Origin of the sequence: Enterobacter sp. MGH 16 (assembly GCF_000493175.1) — a bacterium.
GTDB classification, from domain to species: domain Bacteria; phylum Pseudomonadota; class Gammaproteobacteria; order Enterobacterales; family Enterobacteriaceae; genus Enterobacter; species Enterobacter roggenkampii.
In genome coordinates, this window is record NZ_KI535695.1 from 1,945,716 (window position 1) to 1,964,753 (window position 19,038).

General features: G+C 58.4%; 19 protein-coding genes. All 19 read right to left on the reverse strand.

Annotated elements, in window-relative coordinates; translation table 11 throughout:
- Complete coding sequence (tssE, locus tag L362_RS13575) at positions 1–564, reverse strand: type VI secretion system baseplate subunit TssE (RefSeq protein WP_008502634.1); 564 nt, start codon at positions 562–564, stop codon at positions 1–3.
- The gene (locus L362_RS13570; RefSeq protein ID WP_008502635.1) at positions 557–1,369 is read right to left on the reverse strand and encodes a type VI secretion system accessory protein TagJ; all 813 of its coding nucleotides are present in this window, start codon (positions 1,367–1,369) and stop codon (positions 557–559) included. The genes tssE and L362_RS13570 overlap by 8 nt, the downstream gene beginning before the upstream one ends.
- A gap of 9 nt (positions 1,370–1,378) precedes the next feature.
- A complete protein-coding gene (locus L362_RS13565; protein ID WP_021240378.1) occupies positions 1,379–2,377 on the reverse strand; it encodes a hypothetical protein in 999 nt (332 codons plus the stop codon).
- 16 nt (positions 2,378–2,393) lie between these two features.
- On the reverse strand, positions 2,394–3,191 hold the full coding sequence (locus tag L362_RS13560; protein ID WP_008502637.1) for a PP2C family protein-serine/threonine phosphatase: 798 nt from the start codon (positions 3,189–3,191) through the stop codon (positions 2,394–2,396).
- The gene (gene tagH, locus L362_RS13555; protein WP_023344385.1) at positions 3,188–4,951 is read right to left on the reverse strand and encodes a type VI secretion system-associated FHA domain protein TagH; all 1,764 of its coding nucleotides are present in this window, start codon (positions 4,949–4,951) and stop codon (positions 3,188–3,190) included. The genes L362_RS13560 and tagH overlap by 4 nt, the downstream gene beginning before the upstream one ends.
- A gap of 82 nt (positions 4,952–5,033) precedes the next feature.
- Complete coding sequence (locus L362_RS23845; RefSeq protein ID WP_023344386.1) at positions 5,034–5,441, reverse strand: putative T6SS immunity periplasmic lipoprotein; 408 nt, start codon at positions 5,439–5,441, stop codon at positions 5,034–5,036.
- Between the two features lie 67 nt (positions 5,442–5,508).
- Complete coding sequence (locus tag L362_RS13550; RefSeq protein WP_008502640.1) at positions 5,509–5,991, reverse strand: Hcp family type VI secretion system effector; 483 nt, start codon at positions 5,989–5,991, stop codon at positions 5,509–5,511.
- A gap of 180 nt (positions 5,992–6,171) precedes the next feature.
- On the reverse strand, positions 6,172–6,621 hold the full coding sequence (locus L362_RS0122985; RefSeq protein ID WP_084832129.1) for a T6SS amidase immunity protein Tai4 family protein: 450 nt from the start codon (positions 6,619–6,621) through the stop codon (positions 6,172–6,174).
- Positions 6,606–7,100 (reverse strand): T6SS effector amidase Tae4 family protein, encoded by a 495-nt coding sequence (locus L362_RS13545; RefSeq protein WP_021240383.1) that lies wholly within the window; start codon positions 7,098–7,100, stop codon positions 6,606–6,608. Before L362_RS13545 ends, L362_RS0122985 begins: the two co-directional genes overlap by 16 nt.
- Complete coding sequence (locus tag L362_RS23850) at positions 7,097–7,528, reverse strand: Rap1a/Tai family immunity protein (RefSeq protein WP_021240384.1); 432 nt, start codon at positions 7,526–7,528, stop codon at positions 7,097–7,099. The genes L362_RS13545 and L362_RS23850 overlap by 4 nt, the downstream gene beginning before the upstream one ends.
- 80 nt (positions 7,529–7,608) lie before the next feature.
- The gene (gene tssC / locus L362_RS13540) at positions 7,609–9,108 is read right to left on the reverse strand and encodes a type VI secretion system contractile sheath large subunit (protein WP_021240385.1); all 1,500 of its coding nucleotides are present in this window, start codon (positions 9,106–9,108) and stop codon (positions 7,609–7,611) included.
- A gap of 3 nt (positions 9,109–9,111) precedes the next feature.
- Positions 9,112–9,636, reverse strand: a complete 525-nt coding sequence (gene tssB, locus L362_RS13535; protein ID WP_008502644.1) for a type VI secretion system contractile sheath small subunit — start codon at positions 9,634–9,636, stop codon at positions 9,112–9,114.
- 75 nt (positions 9,637–9,711) lie between these two features.
- Complete coding sequence (gene tssA / locus L362_RS13530) at positions 9,712–10,728, reverse strand: type VI secretion system protein TssA (RefSeq protein ID WP_023344387.1); 1,017 nt, start codon at positions 10,726–10,728, stop codon at positions 9,712–9,714.
- 11 nt (positions 10,729–10,739) lie between these two features.
- Entirely contained in the window at positions 10,740–11,456 is a 717-nt protein-coding gene (gene tagF / locus L362_RS13525; protein WP_008502646.1) for a type VI secretion system-associated protein TagF, read from the reverse strand.
- 16 nt (positions 11,457–11,472) lie between these two features.
- Positions 11,473–15,093 carry a type VI secretion system membrane subunit TssM gene (gene tssM / locus L362_RS13520; RefSeq protein ID WP_023344388.1) on the reverse strand — a complete coding sequence of 1,207 codons (3,621 nt, stop codon included), beginning with the start codon at positions 15,091–15,093 and terminating at the stop codon, positions 11,473–11,475.
- 3 nt (positions 15,094–15,096) lie between these two features.
- A complete protein-coding gene (locus L362_RS13515; RefSeq protein WP_008502648.1) occupies positions 15,097–16,335 on the reverse strand; it encodes a DotU family type VI secretion system protein in 1,239 nt (412 codons plus the stop codon).
- Positions 16,336–16,352: 17 nt separating this feature from the next.
- Positions 16,353–17,696, reverse strand: coding sequence for a type VI secretion system baseplate subunit TssK (tssK, locus tag L362_RS13510; protein WP_021240388.1), 1,344 nt, complete (start codon positions 17,694–17,696; stop codon positions 16,353–16,355).
- 28 nt (positions 17,697–17,724) lie between these two features.
- On the reverse strand, positions 17,725–18,228 hold the full coding sequence (gene tssJ / locus L362_RS13505; RefSeq protein WP_023344389.1) for a type VI secretion system lipoprotein TssJ: 504 nt from the start codon (positions 18,226–18,228) through the stop codon (positions 17,725–17,727).
- A gap of 23 nt (positions 18,229–18,251) precedes the next feature.
- Complete coding sequence (locus L362_RS13500; protein ID WP_023344390.1) at positions 18,252–18,746, reverse strand: hypothetical protein; 495 nt, start codon at positions 18,744–18,746, stop codon at positions 18,252–18,254.
- Between the last annotated feature and the right edge of the window lie 292 nt (positions 18,747–19,038).

The window sequence follows — 19,038 nt, forward strand, 5'->3', positions numbered from 1 at the left end:
TTACCCCGCATCTTTCAGTTCAAAATGGCCGTTTTCCAGATCGACATCGGTGCGAAACAGAAACTCCAGCGGGTACGGCACGCACCATAAACGCCCTTTGATCTCGATGGAGAGCACGTTGTGCAGATCCAGCGAGGAGGTATCCGACACGCAGCGGACCTGCAGCCCCTGCGGCAAAATGCGTGGTTCAAAATTGATGATGGCCTCGGTGAGCTTGCGCTGAATGTCGTGCCATTCGATGTCCGACATTCTTTTCCCGGCCAGGGGCGCGACGCCGAAGTTAACCACCGAGCGGCTCACGTGCGGTAGCGCGCTTAAATCGCCGGAGGCATCGTGGTTGATGGTATTAAACAGCCACTGCAAATCGCGCAGCACATTGCGGCGCAGGGCGGCGTGGGTGATCAGATTGCTGTTGGCCGACTCACGCTTTTTTTCCGGGTCGTTATCAGTGAGGCGATCGAGCAGCGAGGGCTGCATTTTGTCGCGCGCCCCCACCTTCTCCTGCCTGCTGCGGGCTTGCCAGCCGCTGCGCAGCAGATCGCCTTCGCCAGCGGGATTACTCATCGGCTCCATCCGTCGCAAACGTCACGAGGCTTAAGGACAGCAGCGGGCTTTCGCTTTGCTCGCTCAGCCAGGCCTTCTGGCCCTGGCCTTCATAGAGCGTGCCGTCAGTATCGAGCGGGTGCCAGTCGGTGGTCCGCCCGAGTTTAACCGCGTCAGAGGCATCGGCCGCAAACGGGTAACGCGCCGGGATCTGGCACACCTGCTCCGTCCCGTCCGTCAGGCGCACCAGCGCGTGACGCCAGACCAGGTCGGTCACGCTGGCAGGCGCCTGGAAACGGATCTCCGCGATGGCGTTAAACGGCAGCCAGAAATAGCGGCCGTTGACGATGGTTTCGCACACCGGGCCGAGACGGGCATCGCCGTCCATCAGCCAGTCAAAGGCCTGCGTCTCCTCGTTTTCGAGGGTAATCTGGCCGGGGGTGGCCTGCGCCTGTTCAAGGGCTTCCAGACGCAGCGCCTGCGCGCGCTCGCCCTCCTCGCTCAGCGCCGCCGCAAGGGTGGTTAGCCACGGCCACTGGGTTTCAGGCATCGCCGGACGCGCCTGTCCCGCCATCACCTGCGCGCGCTGCAGCTCGCCCTGAATGGACTGCTCCAGCAGCGTGACGGTGGGTTTCGCCTGCGGCTTCAGCGCCAGCCAGCTTTTCAGCTGGGTCAGGGCGCGCGTCCAGTTGCCGCTAAGGGTTAAAAACTGCACGAACGCGGCGCGGAGGTCGGCATCCGCCGGACGGGCTTTGATTTCTGCTTCCAGACGCGCAAGCGCGTCGTTGAGCGACTCACCCGCCAGGTGTTGATAGAGCGTATTCATCGCCATTCCTTAATTTGCCGCGCGCCATGCGCCAACGGCCGGATCGCGCAGCTGAGGACGCAGGGTGTCAATCAGCACGATATTCAGCGGGGTGCCGGGTGCCACCCAGGCGCTCCAGGTTTTTTTCACCGCCGCGATACGCGCCTGCAGCTTTGCATCGTCGCTGGCGGTTTCACGGGAGATCTCCACCGCGACGGTGCCGTTGCTCTTCCAGCTGTTCAGGGCGCTGTCGTAAGGCAGGATCATCCAGCTCTGGTCGCTGTTTGGGGTGCTGAATACCATGCGCTCTTTGTTGACGGAGGTGATCAGCGCGTTTTCCGGGTCGGCGCTCTGATTCAGCCCGGTTACCGGGAAGCCATGAATATACGTTACCGCCATCTCTTTCTGCCCGCCGTTGCGGGACTGCGACACAACGGTGTGTCCGCTCAGCCAGCTGCCGTTGCCGCAGCGGGTGGTGTCAGAATCCGGAATGAAGAGCGCCGGTGCAGAGGCGCCCCCTTCCCAGAAGGTGCGCAGGTGGCAGCCGTCCTGCAGGGTAAACTCCTGCCACGGCGTACGGTCGGCGGCAACGGTGCGGGAAGCCACGTTCTGATCGGGCGGCAGTAACGCGCCGCTGGCTGGGGTGGCGGTGACGGTCGCAGCAGGCGCGGCCTGCTCCTGTTTCACCACCAGCGCCCAGTCCTGCGCTTTGCCTGCCGTGCCCTGCGCCAGCGTGGTACCCGCCGGATCGTTGAGCGTCCAGCTGAGTTTATTGACTTTGCTGCACTGGTGTTCCAGCAGCGCGCCAAGACGCGGCACAAAGTTCTCCAGCACGGAGACGTCTTTCTTGCCGTTCGCCACAATGCGCAGCGCCACCTCAGGCTTACACCAGCTCTGCGGCGTGTTGTCTTTGATGTTGTCGATCCAGATATCCAGCTTCTGCGCAGGAGACTGCACGATGCGGAAATTTTCAGCCTGCGCGGTAGAGGTCGCCGCCAGAAGTGCCAAACCCGATAGCCAAAGTTTCATATCGTTCCTTGTGTGTCTAATCAGTTCCGCAGGGAAGAAATTGTGCTGCGTCAGAGAGGGTGTGCAGCAAAGTGGTGTCCTGAGGGTTGCCCATCCATACCGCCAGGGCAGTATAGTTATCCTGGGCATTCCCCTCCTGTTCGCCATTCTTTTGAATGATTTGGTTCATTAAGGTCAGCCACTCCTGCGGCGTATTCACCATATGCAGCGACTGCTTCATTTGCTCTTCGCTGACGCCGTGCCAGAACCCGTCGGTGCAGAGTAAAAAGGCATCGCCGTCTTCAACCTGCACCACGTCGCTGTAGCTCGCTTCCGGCCCGCCGTTTTCAATTCCCAGCGCCAGATAGAGCAGATTGCTGTTCAGGTTGTCGGTCTGGTGCCCGGCATCTTTCATCTGCTGCACCAGGCTGTGGTCGGTGGTCACATGCCACAGCCATCCCCGGCGGAACAGGTACAGGCGGCTGTCTCCGGCATGGGCCCAGTAGGCCAGCCCGTAATCACGGTCAATGAACAGGCTAACCAGCGTCGTGCCCATCCGGCGATAGTCCTGAACGGCCTGCTGTTCGCTGAGAATAGTGCGATTCGCCGTCTGCACGTAGTCGCGAATATGCTGCGCATTAAGATGTTTGTCGCCATCAAAGCGGGAGATAATGCTGTTGCGGGCCAGCGCGGCGGCCACTTCGCCGCCCGGCAGCCCCGCGATGCCGTCGCAGACGACAAAGCAGGCTGAACGTTCCCCAATGGTTTCTCCCGTCTGATCCTGGTTGCTGGCGCGCGTCCCCTGGCGGGAGAGAGAAGCCGTTGCGATATTCATTTGTCTTCCGATCCGCTCTGTGAGTCTTTGTACTGATTGACCTCCATGTCATACGCATGAAGGAAGGCCTCGCCGAACAGGGTGTGGAAGTCGTCCTCAATCTCGCCCGCCGTCTCGCCATAGCTGCGAACAAAGTAGTCCCACAGGGCGGCTTTGCGGCTGCCCGGCAGCGCCAGACGCGAGGTCATGCCGTTCTGCTTCGCCTGCTCTTCCAGCTGTTCCGGGTTAAATGACTGCAGCATCGCGGCAATAATGGCGCGGATGCCGGAGATCATGCCCAGCTGGTGCGCCTGCAGATCGATCAGCGCGTCGCGCACGGATTTGGTCGGCGGCATAAAGCCCGGCATCGGGGTGCCGAACATCTGGATTAACACGGTTTTGCCGGTCGGCAAAAGCTTGAACGGGTTGTTGGCATCGTCCAGCACCATGGTCATGTCGGCTTTTACGCCGCGCTTGAGAATGGAGCGCGAGGAGAGCAGCGCCACGGTCCCCTGGGAGAACATGCCGAGGATCTGCCCCAGCTGACGCATATTTTCACGGTCAAACTGCGGAACGGGCTGCATTTCGCTGAGCCCCATCCCCTCCAGCAGCGCCTCCAGCAGCTCGCCCTGCAGCACTTCGCCCTTCTCACCGCTGTTTGCCGTGGCGGTTGGGGCGGCGGCGTTATTCACCGGATCGATGCGCAGGCGGCCCTTCGGTGCCTGAGCGCTGCTGCGCGCAACGGCCTGTGGCGTCGGCATGGTGAAGCCAGCGTAATCCGGTCGCGCGGGTTCCTCTTCAGCACGCGGTTCTTCCTGCGGCTCAGGGGCGAACAGCGGAGAATCGGCCAGCGCGTCCTCTTCCTGCTCAGGTTCCGACACGGGGGCTGGCTTCTCGTTAATCACGTCATCCGGATGGGTTAACGGCGCGCCGCCCATCAGCCCGAGCGGGTCGTCATTACGCGCGGCTGGCGCGCTGGACTTGCCGCCAAACAGGGCCAGCGGATCGAGCTCATCCGTCGCCTGCTCTTCTGGCTTAACGGGGCTATTCTCGCCCGGCGGCACCAGCGTTGACGGGGTGACGTCGTCAAAAATACTCTCTTTTTTGAACAGCGCGTCGTCGCTGAACAGCGTGTTCGGATCGACATGCTTACGCTCGAGCGTGGGATCGCTGTCGTTGAACATCGCCAGCGGATCTTCGGCGTTACGCTCCGGAGCCGCAGGCTGGGAGAACGGATCGTGCGATGCCGTAGGCTGCGGCTTTGTGCGGTTACTGGAGATGCTGTCGGAGATGGAGAACTCCTGCATCAGGCTATCCCAGATCTCCGTTGGCACGGCGGTCGGCTCGGCTTTCCCACGGGGTGCGGCACTCGCCGGTTTCGGCTGCTGCGCAGGCGCAGGAGCCACGGTCGGACGCGCCTGCTGGTGCAGGCTGGCCGCCATGCGGCTTACCGGCTGCGTATCGTGGATAAGCTCGGTCACTTCAATGCGGTAGTCATCAATGCCGAGAATGTCGCCATCCTGCAGCTCAACCTGACGTCCCCGCTCCAGCGGAATGTCATTTAAAACCACGCGGGTGACGCTGCCGCGGTTGGTGACGCGGCATTCGCCCTGAGCGTCAACGTGAACAATGGCCTGCAGACGAGAGATGGTGCGGTCATTGTCCGGCAATACCAGATTGTTATCCGTACCGCGCCCAATGGTGCCGCCCGGGGCGTAAAAATCACAGCTGCTTTGCGGCGGCTGATGACCGGGTTTCGTAGAAATAATCGTGAATCGCATGGCGTATTCCTGCTGGTATGATTAGCGCTCAAACGCTGCCGCTCTCGGGGCGAGAACGGCGGCGTTTGGGTGATAACACATTCTATTCGGTCTGAGAGATCGTAAATTGGCCCGAAGCGTTTTCTTCCAGAGTGAATCGCGCGGCATAACGAACAGAATCGTTTTTAGCCGACACTGTCTGTGCCACATCATATTCTCCGGTTTGCCACGCGATACCACGCCACTGGTTGCACTGCTGAGTATTTAACGTCACTACAGGGCTATATGTTGACGGCGGCGATATCGTTTTCCATTCATTTCCCGCTCGTTTCATAATGGTGGGTGAATGGCTGGTGACCGGCGCTTCTAACCCGGAATTAGCAGGGATAGCAAAGCAGGGTTCATTATTTTTCAGCGTTACCGAAAGCGACTGATATTGTTCTGGATGAGACAAACAGGCGCTGACCATTAACGTGACTGCAAACACACCGAATAACTTTTGCATAATCATGCCCGCCAATCCTGAGGGCTCTTGAGGTTGATAATGACCGGGGAAAACTCCCCGGCCACATGCGCAATTACGCTTCTTTGTTCTCTTTGATGTTCCAGCCAGCGCTGCTTTCAGCACCTTTACCACCCGACGTGGTCTGCTCCCAGTACTGCTGTTTCACTTTCGCAGCCTGGAATGCATAGGTCACACCAACGGTATCGCCGTTGTCAGCACCGGTGTACTGAACAGAGGTCACCAGCACATCTTCCAGCGTGATGCGGGAGTATTCCACCTGCTGGCCGCCCGCTTTACAAACGGACAGCTCAACTTTGGTCAGGTGTTTACCGCTGGCGCAGTGTTTCAGGATAGCGGTGGTGGATTTGTCGATCAGCGCATTAACGTGCAGGTCGTTAAAGTTAACTTTACCGGCACCGCCGCCACCGCCAACGCTCATATTACCTGGCTGGGAAGCGCCCCAGGAGAAGGAGGTAATATCAGTCCAGCCGGTGTGGTTAGAATCTTTAGATTCGCCCGTAACACCCTCGACCTTCAGAAACATATCAATAGCCATAATATCTACTCTTCGTGGATGAACAATATTGCTTTCGAAAAAGCACTTATATGGCAAACAGGAAAGCATGGGGCTGAATAAAACCGTCCATATTTTACCTCTGCCTCATATCAAATGACCCGTGTCATTTGACAGTCTTACATTCCCCCGGAATAAATGGAAAGAATGTGAAGTCTTTTACTATTGTGGATTATCCTGATTCCAGGTGCGGTCAGGATTTCCGATGATTAATTGAGGAACAAGTTTATTAAGTTCGTCACTATGATAAAGACGCAGACAATTTAACGTGACACCTTTTACGTCGGGCTTTCGCTCAGCATGAAACCCGTTAATGTGATCTTTATATTTTCCAATGAGCGCATCCATTTTCTCAGTGCCATTTTCAGCATCAAAAGGTATCCACTCAATGAATGCACTCGCAGTGCGAGCGGCGTCAGCAGAAAACTGGCTGCCTTTATCTGCCACCTGCGCAAGGCAGCGCGCAAGGACAAAATCTTTAACTACCTGCCGGTATGTTTGCTGCTGATAAAAATCAACGTATGGGTTATCGCCGCGAGCAGAAAAACATAAGCAAGCGAGCAAAAGAAATGCTGTCTTTAGCTGCCTGGATGAAATTATTTTAATTCCCAAAACCAGATTTCCTGACAGTACGGAAAGCAATCGGAGTTACATATAAACGAATTATTACTCAGAGGCTCGATAAGGTCGATATGACCACCGCCATACCCATCAATTTTATTGAAGAAAACAACGCCTTTTCGGCCCAACATCGATCGCGCACCCGCCTCGCGATCGGTAAAGATTTCTGCCTTGCCAAACACATGTGATTTATAAAGTTGATCCGCAAGTAATTTTGCGCCGGGTTCGATTGTTTTTCCTTTATAGGGGCCCGACTTTATGGGTAAACGCCCTGTGAATTCAACATTACATTTTAACAATGCCAGACTCATTCTTACCGCACAGGTATTTTCGTATGCCGGTTGCTGCTTGATAATCGTTGAATAATCATAGCCAATTTCTGAGAAGACCTGTTCACCCGAGGCAAAACCCGCGCGGGTATGATTTGAAGAGTAATGCTGACGTTTTAGTTGTTCGTATAATGGTCTCATTTGTCACTCTCCTTTTTGCACGGGCGTAATTCTTTCATTCCGTCAATGATGATTTTTGAAGCGCGTTCCTCGCCTTGCTGTTTCGATAAGTTCGCAAAACGAGAATAGAGAAACTCATGTAGCGTATTTGGCAAAAAAGGCCTGCCCTTGCACCATGCAGTGCCCTCAGACGCATCGACTACGCCGAGAAGATACATATTTGCCTTGATGCGTTCACGTTCATTCGTTTTCGACAGCCAGGCTTTAGCGAAACGATCTGCACTCAAATTTAAATCGTATCCCGTTAACAACGTCGGATCGCGTTGGAAGTTTGATGTGTCATCCTGAGGCAATGCTTCCGCTTGAGGGTATTTATAATTTCCAGCGTCCGCGCTTGCCAGAGTAGAAACTGCCAGCAAACTGGTTGCGATCAAAAGTCTATGTTTCACCGTATATCCTTATTCACTGACAGAAATTAGCTAAGCTCTTTACGTTCAAATGGCCGGCTCCTTCGAGCCGGCAATCGTCATCACGCGTCTTTCGTCTTCAGCGACGGCAGTTTAGAAACCAGACGCAGGGAAACGGTCAGACCTTCCAGCTGGTAGTGAGGACGCAGGAAGAACTTCGCGGCGTAGTAGCCAGGGTTGTCCTCAATCTCCTGCACCTGCACTTCCGCAGCCGCCAGCGGTTTGCGGGACTTGGTCTCCTGGGAGGAGTTCGCCGGGTCACCGTCGACGTAGTTCATGACCCAGTCGTTCAGCCAGCGCTCCATCTCTTCGCGCTCGCGGAAGGAGCCGATTTTGTCGCGCACGATGCACTTCAGGTAGTGGGCAAAGCGGCAGCAGGCGAACAGGTACGGCAGACGAGACGCAAGGCGCGCGTTGGCGGTGGCATCCGGGTCGTGGTACTCGGCCGGTTTCTGCAGAGACTGCGCGCCGATGAAGGCAGCAAAGTCGGAGTTTTTACGGTGAACCAGCGGCATAAAGCCGTTTTTCGCCAGCTCGGCTTCACGACGATCGCTGATGGCGATCTCGGTTGGGCACTTCATGTCCACGCCGCCGTCATCGCTCGGGAAGGTGTGGCACGGCAGGTTTTCCACCGCCCCGCCGGACTCCACGCCGCGAATCGAGGTGCACCAGCCGTACTCTTTGAAGGAGCGGTTGATGTTGGCGGCCATCGCGTACGCGGCGTTCGCCCAGGAATAGCTGTTGTGGTTCGCGCCGTCGGTCTGCTCTTCAAAGTCAAAGCTGTCGACCGGGTTGGTGCGAATGCCGTACGGCAGGCGCGACAGGAAGCGCGGCATCACCAGGCCCAGATAGCGGGCATCTTCGGATTCACGCAGTGAACGCCAGGCGGCGTATTCTGTGTTCTGGAAGATCTTGGTCAGGTCGCGCGGGTTGGCCAGCTCCTGCCAGGACTCCATCTGCATCACGCCCGGTGCGGTACCGGTAATGAACGGACAGTGCGCCGCAGACCCGATGCGCGCCATTTCGCCCAGCAGCTCAACGTCCTGCGGGCTGTGGTCGAAGTAGTAGTCGCCGACGATGCAGCCAAACGGCTCGCCGCCGAACTGACCGTACTCCTGCTCGTAAATTTTCTTGAAGATCGGGCTCTGGTCCCAGCCCACGCCCTTGTAGCGCTTCAGGGTGCGGCCCAGCTCCTGCTTGGAGATGCTCATAAAGCGGATCTTCAGCATCTCGTCCGTTTCAGTGTTGTTCACCAGGTAGCTCAGACCGCGCCAGGCGCTCTCCAGCTTCTGAAACTCTTCGTGGTGAATGATCTGGTTCACCTGCTGTGACAGCTGTTCGTCGATACCGGCAATCAGGTTCTGAATGGTGCGGTAGGTATCGTTCGAGAAGGTGACGGTATTTTCCAGCGCCTGCTGCGCCAGGGTTTTGACCGCGCTTTCGACGGCGGAACGCGCCTGGTCGGTTTTCGGGCGGAACTCTTTGTTCAGCAGCGCGCTGAATTCATCCTGGCTGAACGCCTGACCCGCCTGCTGCTCGTGTTGTTGAGTCTGGTTGCTCATCGATTATTCCTCGCTACCTTTCGCGCTTTCGTCATTTTTCGGCAACTGGCTCAGGGATTTGAGCAGCGTCGGATCCTGCAGAATTTTTGCGATCAGCTCTTCCGCACCGTTTTTACCGTCCATATAGGTCAGCAGGTTGGAGAGCTGGGTACGCGCTTCCAGCAGCTTGTTCAGCGGCTCAACCTTGCGGGCCACCGCGTCCGGCAGGAAGTCGTCCATGCTGTCGAAGGTCAGATCGACGTTGAGCTTACCTTCGCCGGTCAGGGTGTTGTCCACCTGGAACGCCACGCGCGGCTTCAGCGCCTTCATGCGTTCGTCAAAGTTGTCGATGTCAATTTCGAGGAATTTACGCTCGTCGACGGCCGGCAGGTTTTCCACCGGTTTGCCGACCAGATCGGCCATAACGCCCATCACAAACGGCAGCTGAATTTTACGTTCTGCACCGTAGATCTCTACGTCATACTCGATCTGCACGCGGGGGGCACGGTTACGTGCGATGAATTTCTGCCCACTGTTACTCATTGCCATGATGTTCTCCATCAAAGATGCGCGGTGAAGGTGAAACGACAGGCTCCATGCCTGACGTCATAATGCCTGGACGCGCTATTCGCGGCGCCCAAAGATGTTTTCCAGTTGGTTAACGCCGTCTGGCGCCAGGTCGCGAATAATGTCCATAAAGTTAAGTTCTGACAGCCGCTGCACCCGTTCAATCATCAGCGGTGCGGGGTGGCTCGGTTCGTACTGCGCAAAATACTGCTTCGCTTTTTCCAGCATCAGCTGGGCGTCGGCGCGGCTGGTGACCTGCACGCTGCGCCAGTCGGTCACCGGCTGAACGGGCTGCGTAGCCGTCGGCTGCTGCTCAGCCTGGGGTTCAGCCTGCGCATCACGGTTCGGCAGCAGCTTGCTGATGTCGGTCACCTGACAGGCGCTGGCCACCAACCCCACGGTTTTCAGCAGCTGTTCCATCTCAGGTACGCCGCTTTCACCGAGATGCCCGATGAGCAGCTCGCGAATGGCCAGCAGACGTTCGTTAATGACGATGACCGCGGCGGTCCCCGGCTGGTCGCCGCGAGCCAGCTCGTCAATCAGCCGCGGGCGCCCGCCGGGATAGTCCGGACATTCAGTTTTACTGCCGTCCAGCAGCGCCTGGGCGTCACGCAGCGAAATTTCATCGCCGTTAGAACGCAGCAGCGAGGCGTTGCGTACCGCGACGGTGAGCTCGGATTTATCGCTCAGCCCGGCGAGAGCGTTGATGCGGTAGAACGGGTCGGTTTCACCGTACTCTTCGAGCAGCGGATAGAGCGGCTCCCAGTAGCGGGCGATCGCCTCCTGCACCAGCAGCAATCCGTCCGCGTAGCCCGCCAGCCCGCGACGGCGGGTCCAGGCATGGGTTAACGCCAGCAGGACGCGAAGATCTTTGGTGCGGGTCAGCAGGCTGGTGGCGTATTTTTCGACCGTGTTCCAGTCAGCAGGCTCCGCCGGGATGATGGTGTCGCCAAACTGCTGTTCCGCTTTCCCAAGGCTTGCCTGGTTCATCGCCTGGAAGTCAGCGTCGTACTCCAGGTTTTCGCCGCAGGGGTTGTCGGGGCTTATGGGCGCGAGAAATTCTTCGATATTCATGAGATCCCTGCTTATTCAAACATAGGCGGATAGAGACCGTGACGGCCCGGACGGGCGCCCCCTGCCGGATCGAACAGCAGGGTGAAAAGCTGCCCGGTAAAGTTACCGCTGTGCACGTGGGTGTAGAGCGGGTATCCGTCGCAGCGGTTGGTCCACCAGTAGCTGGTCTGACGCAGCGGGTCAAAGCACTCTGCCGCCTGAGGCCAGCCCAGCGTGCTCTGGCCGTCCTCGTCGTAGCCAATCACATCCAGGATGTCGGAGCGCTTTTGCGGCTCGACCGGCTGCGGCGCCGGAATGGACATCAGCATCTCGTCGAGCTGCGAGGCGGAAAAACTGTTGCGCACCGCGTGCAGCCCCAGACGACCAATCTGCTGATACCAGCTTTCGGCCTGGCTGAGCAGGCTGGTCGACCACTCTGACGGGGCGAAGCTCAGCTGAATGCAAACCGGGTATTGTCGGCCGACGCTGTCGCGCCCGGGCAGCAGACAGCCCATCTGGATCATCTGGCTGCCCAGCATGGGCGGTACCACAAAATTCCAGACGGGTGCTTTCTGAAACGGGCGCTCGCCGCTGCGCTGCTCTTCCTGCTGCCAGGCCAGCAGACCGACCTGGAACCAGTGCGACCACTGGCGCTGTAAGGTGTCAGGAAAGCGGCGCTGCAAAAAATCTCCGGCGCTGGGTAACTTGCCATACCAGCTGTAGCGGTTCATCGCAGGGGTATTCGTCATACGGCTGTCCTTGCGGTTATGGGCATGAGAAACGGGGAAGCTGGAACGGGTTGCGAATGCTGTTTGGCGCAAACTCCAGCGTGACCTGATGTCCGTCGACGTTGAAGGTGGCCTGACGGCTGAGGCTACCCGCCCCCGGGCTGGTGCTCGCTTTATCAAAGAAGCGGTTCAGCGCCCAGGAACCGTTGGTCACCAGCGTCGCCGTGCTGCCGTTCGCCAGACCCAGCTGCATGCGGACCTGGTTGGTGCCGCCCGGCCCCGGCCAGTTCATGATCTGCACCGCCTGCGGCCCGTGGCTGTAGCGCAGCAGCTGACCGTCCACGTCCAGGGTCAGGTTCAGAATGGTGTTATCCATTCGCACGGTGCGAACCGTCACCTTGAAGGACGGCGTGGTTGCGCCGTTAGCAAAGAAGGCGTCGCGAATCGACTGGGCCTGCTGGAACGGTCTCAGCAGCCCTTCGCTTCCCGGCAGCGTTTTCCCGTCGATGCCCGGCATAAAGCGCCAGTTGGCCTGGGTGGTGTCCACTTTGCTGGTCAGGTTATCGCGAAAGAAGGTATCCATCAGCCCGGTCCCCGGCGCAAACATGCGCGCGAGATCGTCAGGGGTGACCTCGGTGCTGGCGCTGCGCACCAGCGGGTAGCGACCGGCAATCGCCTGACGGCAGAACCCGCCCACCTCAACGTTAATGCGCTTACGCACGTTTTCCAGATCGCGACGCTGGGTGTCGCTGCTGGCACCCACCGCCATGTTGCTGAACATGGTTTGCAGCCCGCCCGGCAGACGACCGGCGCTGGCCTGCAGGCGGCTGATCGCCTCCCCGCCCGGCGCCGGCATGCCGCTGTTGGCCGCGTCCTGCACGGCGGTCAGGTAGCGATACAGCTCATCCACCTGCTTGAGAAAATCGTCAAACACGATGGTCTTCCCGCCCTTCTCCAGCGGCTGGGCCAGCTCAATCATCGGCGCGTAATGGTCGGTCACCAGCTGCTCCGGCGCCTGGGTAACCGCGGCGGCCTGCGTTGGCGCGTTGTCATTATTGCTGAACAGCGCTTCCAGCGTGCGGGTGGCGCGGCTGCTTTGCGCCTGCGCTTTACCCGCATCTTCCGGCGCTGGCGTATCGCGGGAGAGCGTCAGGACCTGGCTCAGGTTCTGCACCAGGCGGCGCAGCGGCGAGCTGGCGCCGGAAAGCAGGCGCGCGGTGTTGATGCGCTGGGAAAGGTCGGCGCTGTTATTCAGCTGAATGTCAGCGAGAAAGCGATCCCAGTTAGCGATAAAGTCGCGCATATAGAGCTGGCGCACGGCGTTATCGATCTGCTGTTTATCATCCTGCGCCGTGGCGGCCCCCAGCACCCAGGCATCGTCCTCGTGCAGGGCGGTGGTAACGCTGTCAATCTGGCCGTTAAAGCTTTTCCAGTAGCCGTCCGGCGTATACAGACCCGGAACGCCCTCGCTCACCGGCTTGCCGCTTTTGCGGGAAAATACCAGCTCGCTATGCGGTCCGCCCAGGTCGGAAAGGGAGACCGGCTTCAGGTTGTCGTCATGTTCCAGCAGGCGCTTCAGGCGGCCGTAGACGCGGGTCGAAAGCGGCTGCTGGCCGATCATCGCTCTTTCGCGCGCCACCAGGGACTCGTCCTGCGCGTACGGCGAGGCCTGAATTTTCGGCTCCAGCAGCTGCGTCAGGTGCCATTCAAGCTGCTGCAGCTGCGCCTTCGTGACGTTCTGCGGCAGGTTACGCTGCAGGTTGAGCATTACCCACGAATGCAGGAATTTGCCGTCGTAGTGCTTCGGCTGATAGAGCATCTGATAGGCTTTCAGCGCCTCGTAGCTGTATTCCACATCGCTGCCGTTGTCGTTGCGAAGCCAGGTGGTGATGTGCATGGCGACGGCAGGCAGCAGCATCTGATCCAGCGCTTTCTGATACAGGGACTGAGAGGCGTCGCTGACGTCATCCCCGCGATAAAGCCCCATACGGCGGGAGACCGGCGGATCGTTCACATCAAACGCGTCGCTTTTCGGCAGATCCACCAGGCTATTCAGCAGCGGCAGCAGTTCGAACAGGTCACGCTGGGTCTGGTTCTGTAAGGCCTTGCTCTGCTGGTCGAGCAGCGGAACTTTCGCATCCACTTCTTCCAGGTAGGCCTTGTTTTTGGCATAGCTGGTGAGCCACAGTCCACCCAGGATCACCAGCAGGGCCAGCAGCGCCGCATAGCCAGACCAGATCACGGCCCGGTTGCGCAGCTCCCACCAGCGGTTTTCTCCGGCGATCCCGGCTTCCTGGAAGATGACGTTTTGCAGCAGGTTCTTGATGAAGAAACTCTGGCCTTTTGCGCCCGGGATTGGCGATTCTTTGCTGACCGAATCCCAGTTATCGCTCTCTGCCCCTTCCGGCAGCGACAGCGCGCGGTTCAGTTCGCCCATCACGCGGTCGAACGGCATGCCTTCCTGCGTCCCGCTGGCGAAGTAGATCCCGCGCGGAGAGAACTCGGTTTCGAAGTTCGAGCGGGCGAAGACCGTGCTGAGGTAATCCGCCAGCAGCGGACGCAGCGCGGCGAACTCCTGCGGGAAAAGATACGCTTCGGCGCGGGTCTTCGCGTCATGCTCTTTGAGCATGGTTTCCGGCAGCCCGGCGTCGAGGCGCTGCTGCAGCAGAGAAAACTCCTGCTGGAAATTGCCCATCAGGTCGTAATCGGCGTGTTTGGTTTGTTCCCACGGCAGCGTGAAGCCCCAGATCTGGTCGCGCTGCGCTTTATCGTAGTCGGCAAACCAGGCGCGGAAGCCTTTAAGCAGGTCGGCCTTGGTGACCATCACGTAGACCGGGAAGCGAATCCCCAACTGTTCATGCAGCTCGGACAGACGCTGACGCAGGTTCACCGCCTGCTGGCGGGACGCCTCGGCTGACTGGGTGAGCAGGTCAGAAATGCTGATGGTGACGATCACACCGTTGATCGGCTGGCGGCGGCGATACTTGCGCAGTAACCCCATGAACTGCAGCCATTCCCCGGCGTCCTGCACCTGCTCGCTCTCCTGGGTGGTATAGCGACCCGCGGTGTCCAGCAGCACGGCCTCGTTGGTAAACCACCAGTCGCAGTTGCGCGTGCCGCCAATGCCGCGCAGGGCGGTCTTACCGAAACGGTCGGCCAGCGGGAACTGCAGCCCGGAGTTGACCAGCGCCGTGGTTTTACCGGAACCCGGCGCGCCGATAATGACGTACCACGGCAGCTGATAGAGGTATTGCGTGCTGAAGCGCTGCGTCCACTGGGCGCCCTGTCCCGCCTTGCTGAAGTGCGCTTTTTTCAGCATCTGCGCGGCTTCATCAAAACGGCTGGCGAGGATCTGCTCCTCGTTGTTCAGTCGCTTCTGCGGATCCGCCGCTTCCGGGCTGGTGGTGTTCTCATTGAGCTTGTCCATCAGCTTGCGGTTCAGCCAGGCGTTATAAAGACGCGGCAGAATGTGGCCCTGCGCCCACAACAGATAGACCACGGCGATACTGATGATGCGGTTCTGTTCAGATTCAAGCGGCCGGGTGTCCACGATGGACAACAGCGGGCCAATCATCCAGATCACCGCCGCCAGCGCCGTGACGCCGAGGAAGCTCCACAGAATGCGGTTAGTCAGTATGGAAAGAAGAGTCGTCAGCATTCCTTAGTTTCCTTGCGGCAATCCGTTCAGCTCGGCCTGGGTATTTTCAGGCGACACCAGCAGAGTAATTTCCACACGGCGGTTACGGGCGCGGTTTTCAGGCGTCGTGTTCGGCGCTACCGGGTTAATCTCGCCCCGCCCTTCCGCTTTCACGCGGCCAGGCTGAGAGAGGCTTCCCTGCAGCATTTTCTGTACCGAGCGGGCGCGTTCCAGAGAGAGTTCATAGTTAGAGGCAAAGCGCGCGCTGCGGATCGGCACGTTGTCGCTGTAGCCCACCACCAGAATTTTGCCGCTCACGTTATTCATTGCCTGCGCGATGCGGTGGATGACCGGTTCATAGCGGTCGCGCACGACGGTCGAGGCAGAGGCAAACAGCCCGTCGCCTTTCAGGATAACCACGCTGCGATCCGCTTCGTCTTTCACCGCGACGAGGCCAGCCTCGATCTCCGGTTTCAGGAAGCCGCGCAGGTTCAGCACTGCCGGAAGCTGACGCGCCGGTTGCTGAATAGTGGTTTCCGGTAGCTGGGACTGGTAAATCTTCGCCAGCACCGGGTTGGTGCTGTCGCCAAGACGCCAGTTGAGCACGATATAAAACAGACAGGCGATAAACCCGGCCAGCGCCACGCAGGCCCAGAGAGGAACCATCGGCCGCCAGAGCTTGCGCAGCACCGGGCGATCTTCCGGATGGGGGGAAAGCGGCGCCGGATAGCTGCCGCGCACGCCGCGGATCATCTGCCACAGTCGCTGCTTGATGGTCTCAAGCTGGGTGCGGCCATTGTCCAGCACGCGATAGCGTCCTTCGAAGCCCAGCAGCAGGCAATAGTTGATCATCTCCAGCAGCAGGATGTGCTCGCGCGGATTTTGCGACAGGCGCGCCAGCAGCTGGAAGAACTTCTCGCCGCCCCAGGTTTCGTTATGGAACGTCACCAGCAGGCCGTTGCTTGACCAGACCCCGCTGCTGCCCCAGGGGGTCAGCGCGGCAGCCTCATCGAGCGCCGTACAGAGGCAGTAGCGTGCCCCGACGATCACTTCGTAGGGCAGCCCCGCCTGCTGACAGCGGACTTCGAAACGGCGAATTTCATCGATCAGGCGCTGGCGTAACGCCACCTGATCGTCGTGCGATACCGAATGACGGATCTGCGGAATCGCATTGAGCAGCGGATTGGCGGCCGCCACCAGCTGATTGTTGCTACTGGCCCCGGTGAACGCGGCATCGCTGCCGGTATCCTGTCGTTCCTGCATATTAAGCGCTCGCTTTATTATTCTGTCGGGCTACGGATGGCCCAAAACTCCATATCCAGCCCCGGGAACTCCCCCGCAAGGTGCAGGGCGAATGCGCCGGACTTATCCATCTCGTGCCACAGCTCGCTGCCCTTTTCGAGTTCAAAGTAGCTGTAGCCGGCATGCCACGGGATCTGCGGCGGTGCAACCGGCATGGCGCGCAGCATAATGCCCGGCAGCTGAAGCTGAACCAGATCGCGGATTTTCGACACCGGTGCGACCTTCATCTGCGCCGGGAAATGGGTTTGCAGGTGTTCGCCCGGCACGTTGGCTTTGACCGCCAGCACGAAGCCGAACTCACGCACCATGCTGGTTTCAGGCACCGTGGCGATGTTGAGGCCGTGAGAGCGCTCGTTAAGCGGCAGCTGGATAGCGTGGTCTTCCATCACCAGCGACAGCCCCTGACGCAGCATCAGCATCAGCTTGCTGAAGCAGTTCGCCAGATCGTCATGATCGTAAATCGGCAGCACGCTTTCGGCGGTACGCTGCGACGTCCAGGTGGCGAGCTCGGTGGCAAACGGCAGCCAGCTGCGCCAGAGGGTTTCCGGATGCAGCAGCGGGAGGGTTTTTAAATGAGACACCTCGCCCAGATGACGGTTAACCAGCGACAGCAGCGTAAACTCGATCATTTCAGAGGTGTTAAAGCGGCCGGGCTGGCGCAAACGGCCGCCAATCTGCTGGCTGCGCTGCACCAGTAAGCCGTGCAGATCGTTGATCATGCTGTAGATCTGCGGGCTGTTATTGGCATTGAGCATCGGCGGGATGTAGCTGTTGTCGAGCCGCACGTGGTTGTCGTTACGCTTCTCGGTCACAAACGCCACGCCGATGGCGGTCCACTCCGCCGTGAGGTCTTTTTCGAGCATCAGGGTCAGACGCAGGCGGCCAAACTGGACGGTAGCATCCCCCACCGACATGGCGTTATCGTCCTCCACCTCCTGCTCGAACGCGATAAAGCGCGCCAGCGAGGATGGCTCTTCGCTGAAAATCACCTCTTCTCTCTCGCCACGACGAACCGGCAGTGCGAGCACCACCTTTTCGTTGGTGAGATTGTCAGGAATTTTCAGCGGTACAGGACCGTTGCGCCCGTTGCGCACCTGGAAAAAGGTGCCGTCCGGCAGCAGCCCACTGCAGTAGCTCAGGGCAATGCATCCCTGACGAAGCATCGCTTCATCCAGTTCAACGTCGAGAAAGCCCCAGAGATACGATCGCTGCAGCGCGCCCCATTCACGAACATGGTTGAGCAGATAGCTTTCAGTCCGCTGAAAATGGTGTGGACGCAGGAACATGCCTTCGGTCCAGACGACCTTTTCTGCTTTCGTCATGATGATGTGTTTCCTGTTTAGAAGCGCGTTACTGGCTGATGACCCGAATGCCGTTCACGTCGAGAAAAACGTTGGCCTGAAGTTCATCGGCGGACCATTTCCAGAACTGGTAGATATGATTTTCGCCAGGCACGGGCAGAGGGAGTGAAACGCGCCATTTTTTGCCATCCAGCACCTGGTACTCCGCCATCACGCCGATGTAGCGAGCCTCCGGCGAGCTTTGCCCGCTGAGAGTTTTTGACAGCTGTCCCGGCATCAGGAAGAACACATCGCTGTTCAGCAGATTCGCGCCAAGCGTGGCTGACGCGTTGTTCTGCAGGGAGTAGAAGTCGCTGGACATGAAATCCGCATCGGATTTCAGCAACAGCACCCGAACCTTAAGCGGCGCAGATTCATTGATTTGTGGATGAGCCTGAAACTGCAGATTGTAGCGGGAGGGGTCGCTGTGTGAAGACGACGAACAACCACCGATCAGCGCGAAAATCATCGCGTAAAAGAATAACCACAGCCTATGAAAATTTTTATTATTCATAAAAATGCGCTCATGAAAGCCGTTTAGTTCAGGATCCAGGTACCGTTAGCGCTGTCTTTGCAGGCTTTGCTGTTACCGTCGACATCAACACAGGTCGCTTTTTTACGCGCCTTTGGACGAATAGCCTGTTTACGCACGGTGGCTTCGTACTGGTCGGCCTTGATAACAGCGCGCATCGGAACGTAACCAATCAGCTGTTCGTTACCTTCATCGGCAAGCGCCATCCAGTAGTGTTCAACCTGCCCCAGCACCACGTACGTTTTTCCGGTCTCGAGAGTGCGGATAACTTTACCGCCAAAGTCAGGACGGCTCATCAGGGAGGCCGGATACATGGCACGATACGGCTCGTTAACCGGGTTGAACTCCGTCGGCGCCGTCACGGCGTGACGGTGGGTTAAGGTGACGCCGTTGACCTGGCTGGTCTCGATCGTATCGTCGTTGATCACAGGTTTCTGCGGTGCTTTACAGCCCGCCACCGCCATTACAAACAGAAGTGAAAACAGTACGCGCATTTTCATATGCTTTTCCGTAGCGATATTTCGATGATGGAGATAAGGGGATGAAGTTTGACTTAAGTGCTATTGTTAAAATAGCCAGGATATTTTCGGGGCGTTACTACTTTAAGGGCATAGCTACCGCACGAGCCTTTCAGAATAAGGCCCAGTGTCTTCCTGACATATTTTGACAAACGGTAAACAAGTTTACATGAGCTTCGTATCAATTCAATATTTACCGCCGCGTAACTGTTGGTAAATGAAGCAGTCGGAAAATTATAGGATTAATCCTATGATAAAAAACGATAGGGACTAC

What these genes read in the sequence shown, in the direction of transcription:
- tssA (WP_023344387.1), bottom strand. Translation starts at nt 10,728, where the DNA reads ATGAATATCGAAGAATTTCTCGCGCCCATAAGCCCCGACAACCCCTGC.
- L362_RS13545 (WP_021240383.1), bottom strand. Translation starts at nt 7,100, where the DNA reads ATGAGACCATTATACGAACAACTAAAACGTCAGCATTACTCTTCAAAT.
- tssE (WP_008502634.1), bottom strand. Translation starts at nt 564, where the DNA reads ATGAGTAATCCCGCTGGCGAAGGCGATCTGCTGCGCAGCGGCTGGCAA.
- tagF (WP_008502646.1), bottom strand. Translation starts at nt 11,456, where the DNA reads ATGACGAATACCCCTGCGATGAACCGCTACAGCTGGTATGGCAAGTTA.
- L362_RS13550 (WP_008502640.1), bottom strand. Translation starts at nt 5,991, where the DNA reads ATGGCTATTGATATGTTTCTGAAGGTCGAGGGTGTTACGGGCGAATCT.
- tssM (WP_023344388.1), bottom strand. Translation starts at nt 15,093, where the DNA reads ATGCTGACGACTCTTCTTTCCATACTGACTAACCGCATTCTGTGGAGC.
- tagH (WP_023344385.1), bottom strand. Translation starts at nt 4,951, where the DNA reads ATGCGATTCACGATTATTTCTACGAAACCCGGTCATCAGCCGCCGCAA.
- tssK (WP_021240388.1), bottom strand. Translation starts at nt 17,696, where the DNA reads ATGACGAAAGCAGAAAAGGTCGTCTGGACCGAAGGCATGTTCCTGCGT.
- L362_RS13500 (WP_023344390.1), bottom strand. Translation starts at nt 18,746, where the DNA reads ATGAAAATGCGCGTACTGTTTTCACTTCTGTTTGTAATGGCGGTGGCG.
- L362_RS23845 (WP_023344386.1), bottom strand. Translation starts at nt 5,441, where the DNA reads ATGATTATGCAAAAGTTATTCGGTGTGTTTGCAGTCACGTTAATGGTC.
- L362_RS13565 (WP_021240378.1), bottom strand. Translation starts at nt 2,377, where the DNA reads ATGAAACTTTGGCTATCGGGTTTGGCACTTCTGGCGGCGACCTCTACC.
- L362_RS13560 (WP_008502637.1), bottom strand. Translation starts at nt 3,191, where the DNA reads ATGAATATCGCAACGGCTTCTCTCTCCCGCCAGGGGACGCGCGCCAGC.
- L362_RS13515 (WP_008502648.1), bottom strand. Translation starts at nt 16,335, where the DNA reads ATGCAGGAACGACAGGATACCGGCAGCGATGCCGCGTTCACCGGGGCC.
- tssB (WP_008502644.1), bottom strand. Translation starts at nt 9,636, where the DNA reads ATGGCAATGAGTAACAGTGGGCAGAAATTCATCGCACGTAACCGTGCC.
- L362_RS13570 (WP_008502635.1), bottom strand. Translation starts at nt 1,369, where the DNA reads ATGAATACGCTCTATCAACACCTGGCGGGTGAGTCGCTCAACGACGCG.
- tssC (WP_021240385.1), bottom strand. Translation starts at nt 9,108, where the DNA reads ATGAGCAACCAGACTCAACAACACGAGCAGCAGGCGGGTCAGGCGTTC.
- tssJ (WP_023344389.1), bottom strand. Translation starts at nt 18,228, where the DNA reads ATGAATAATAAAAATTTTCATAGGCTGTGGTTATTCTTTTACGCGATG.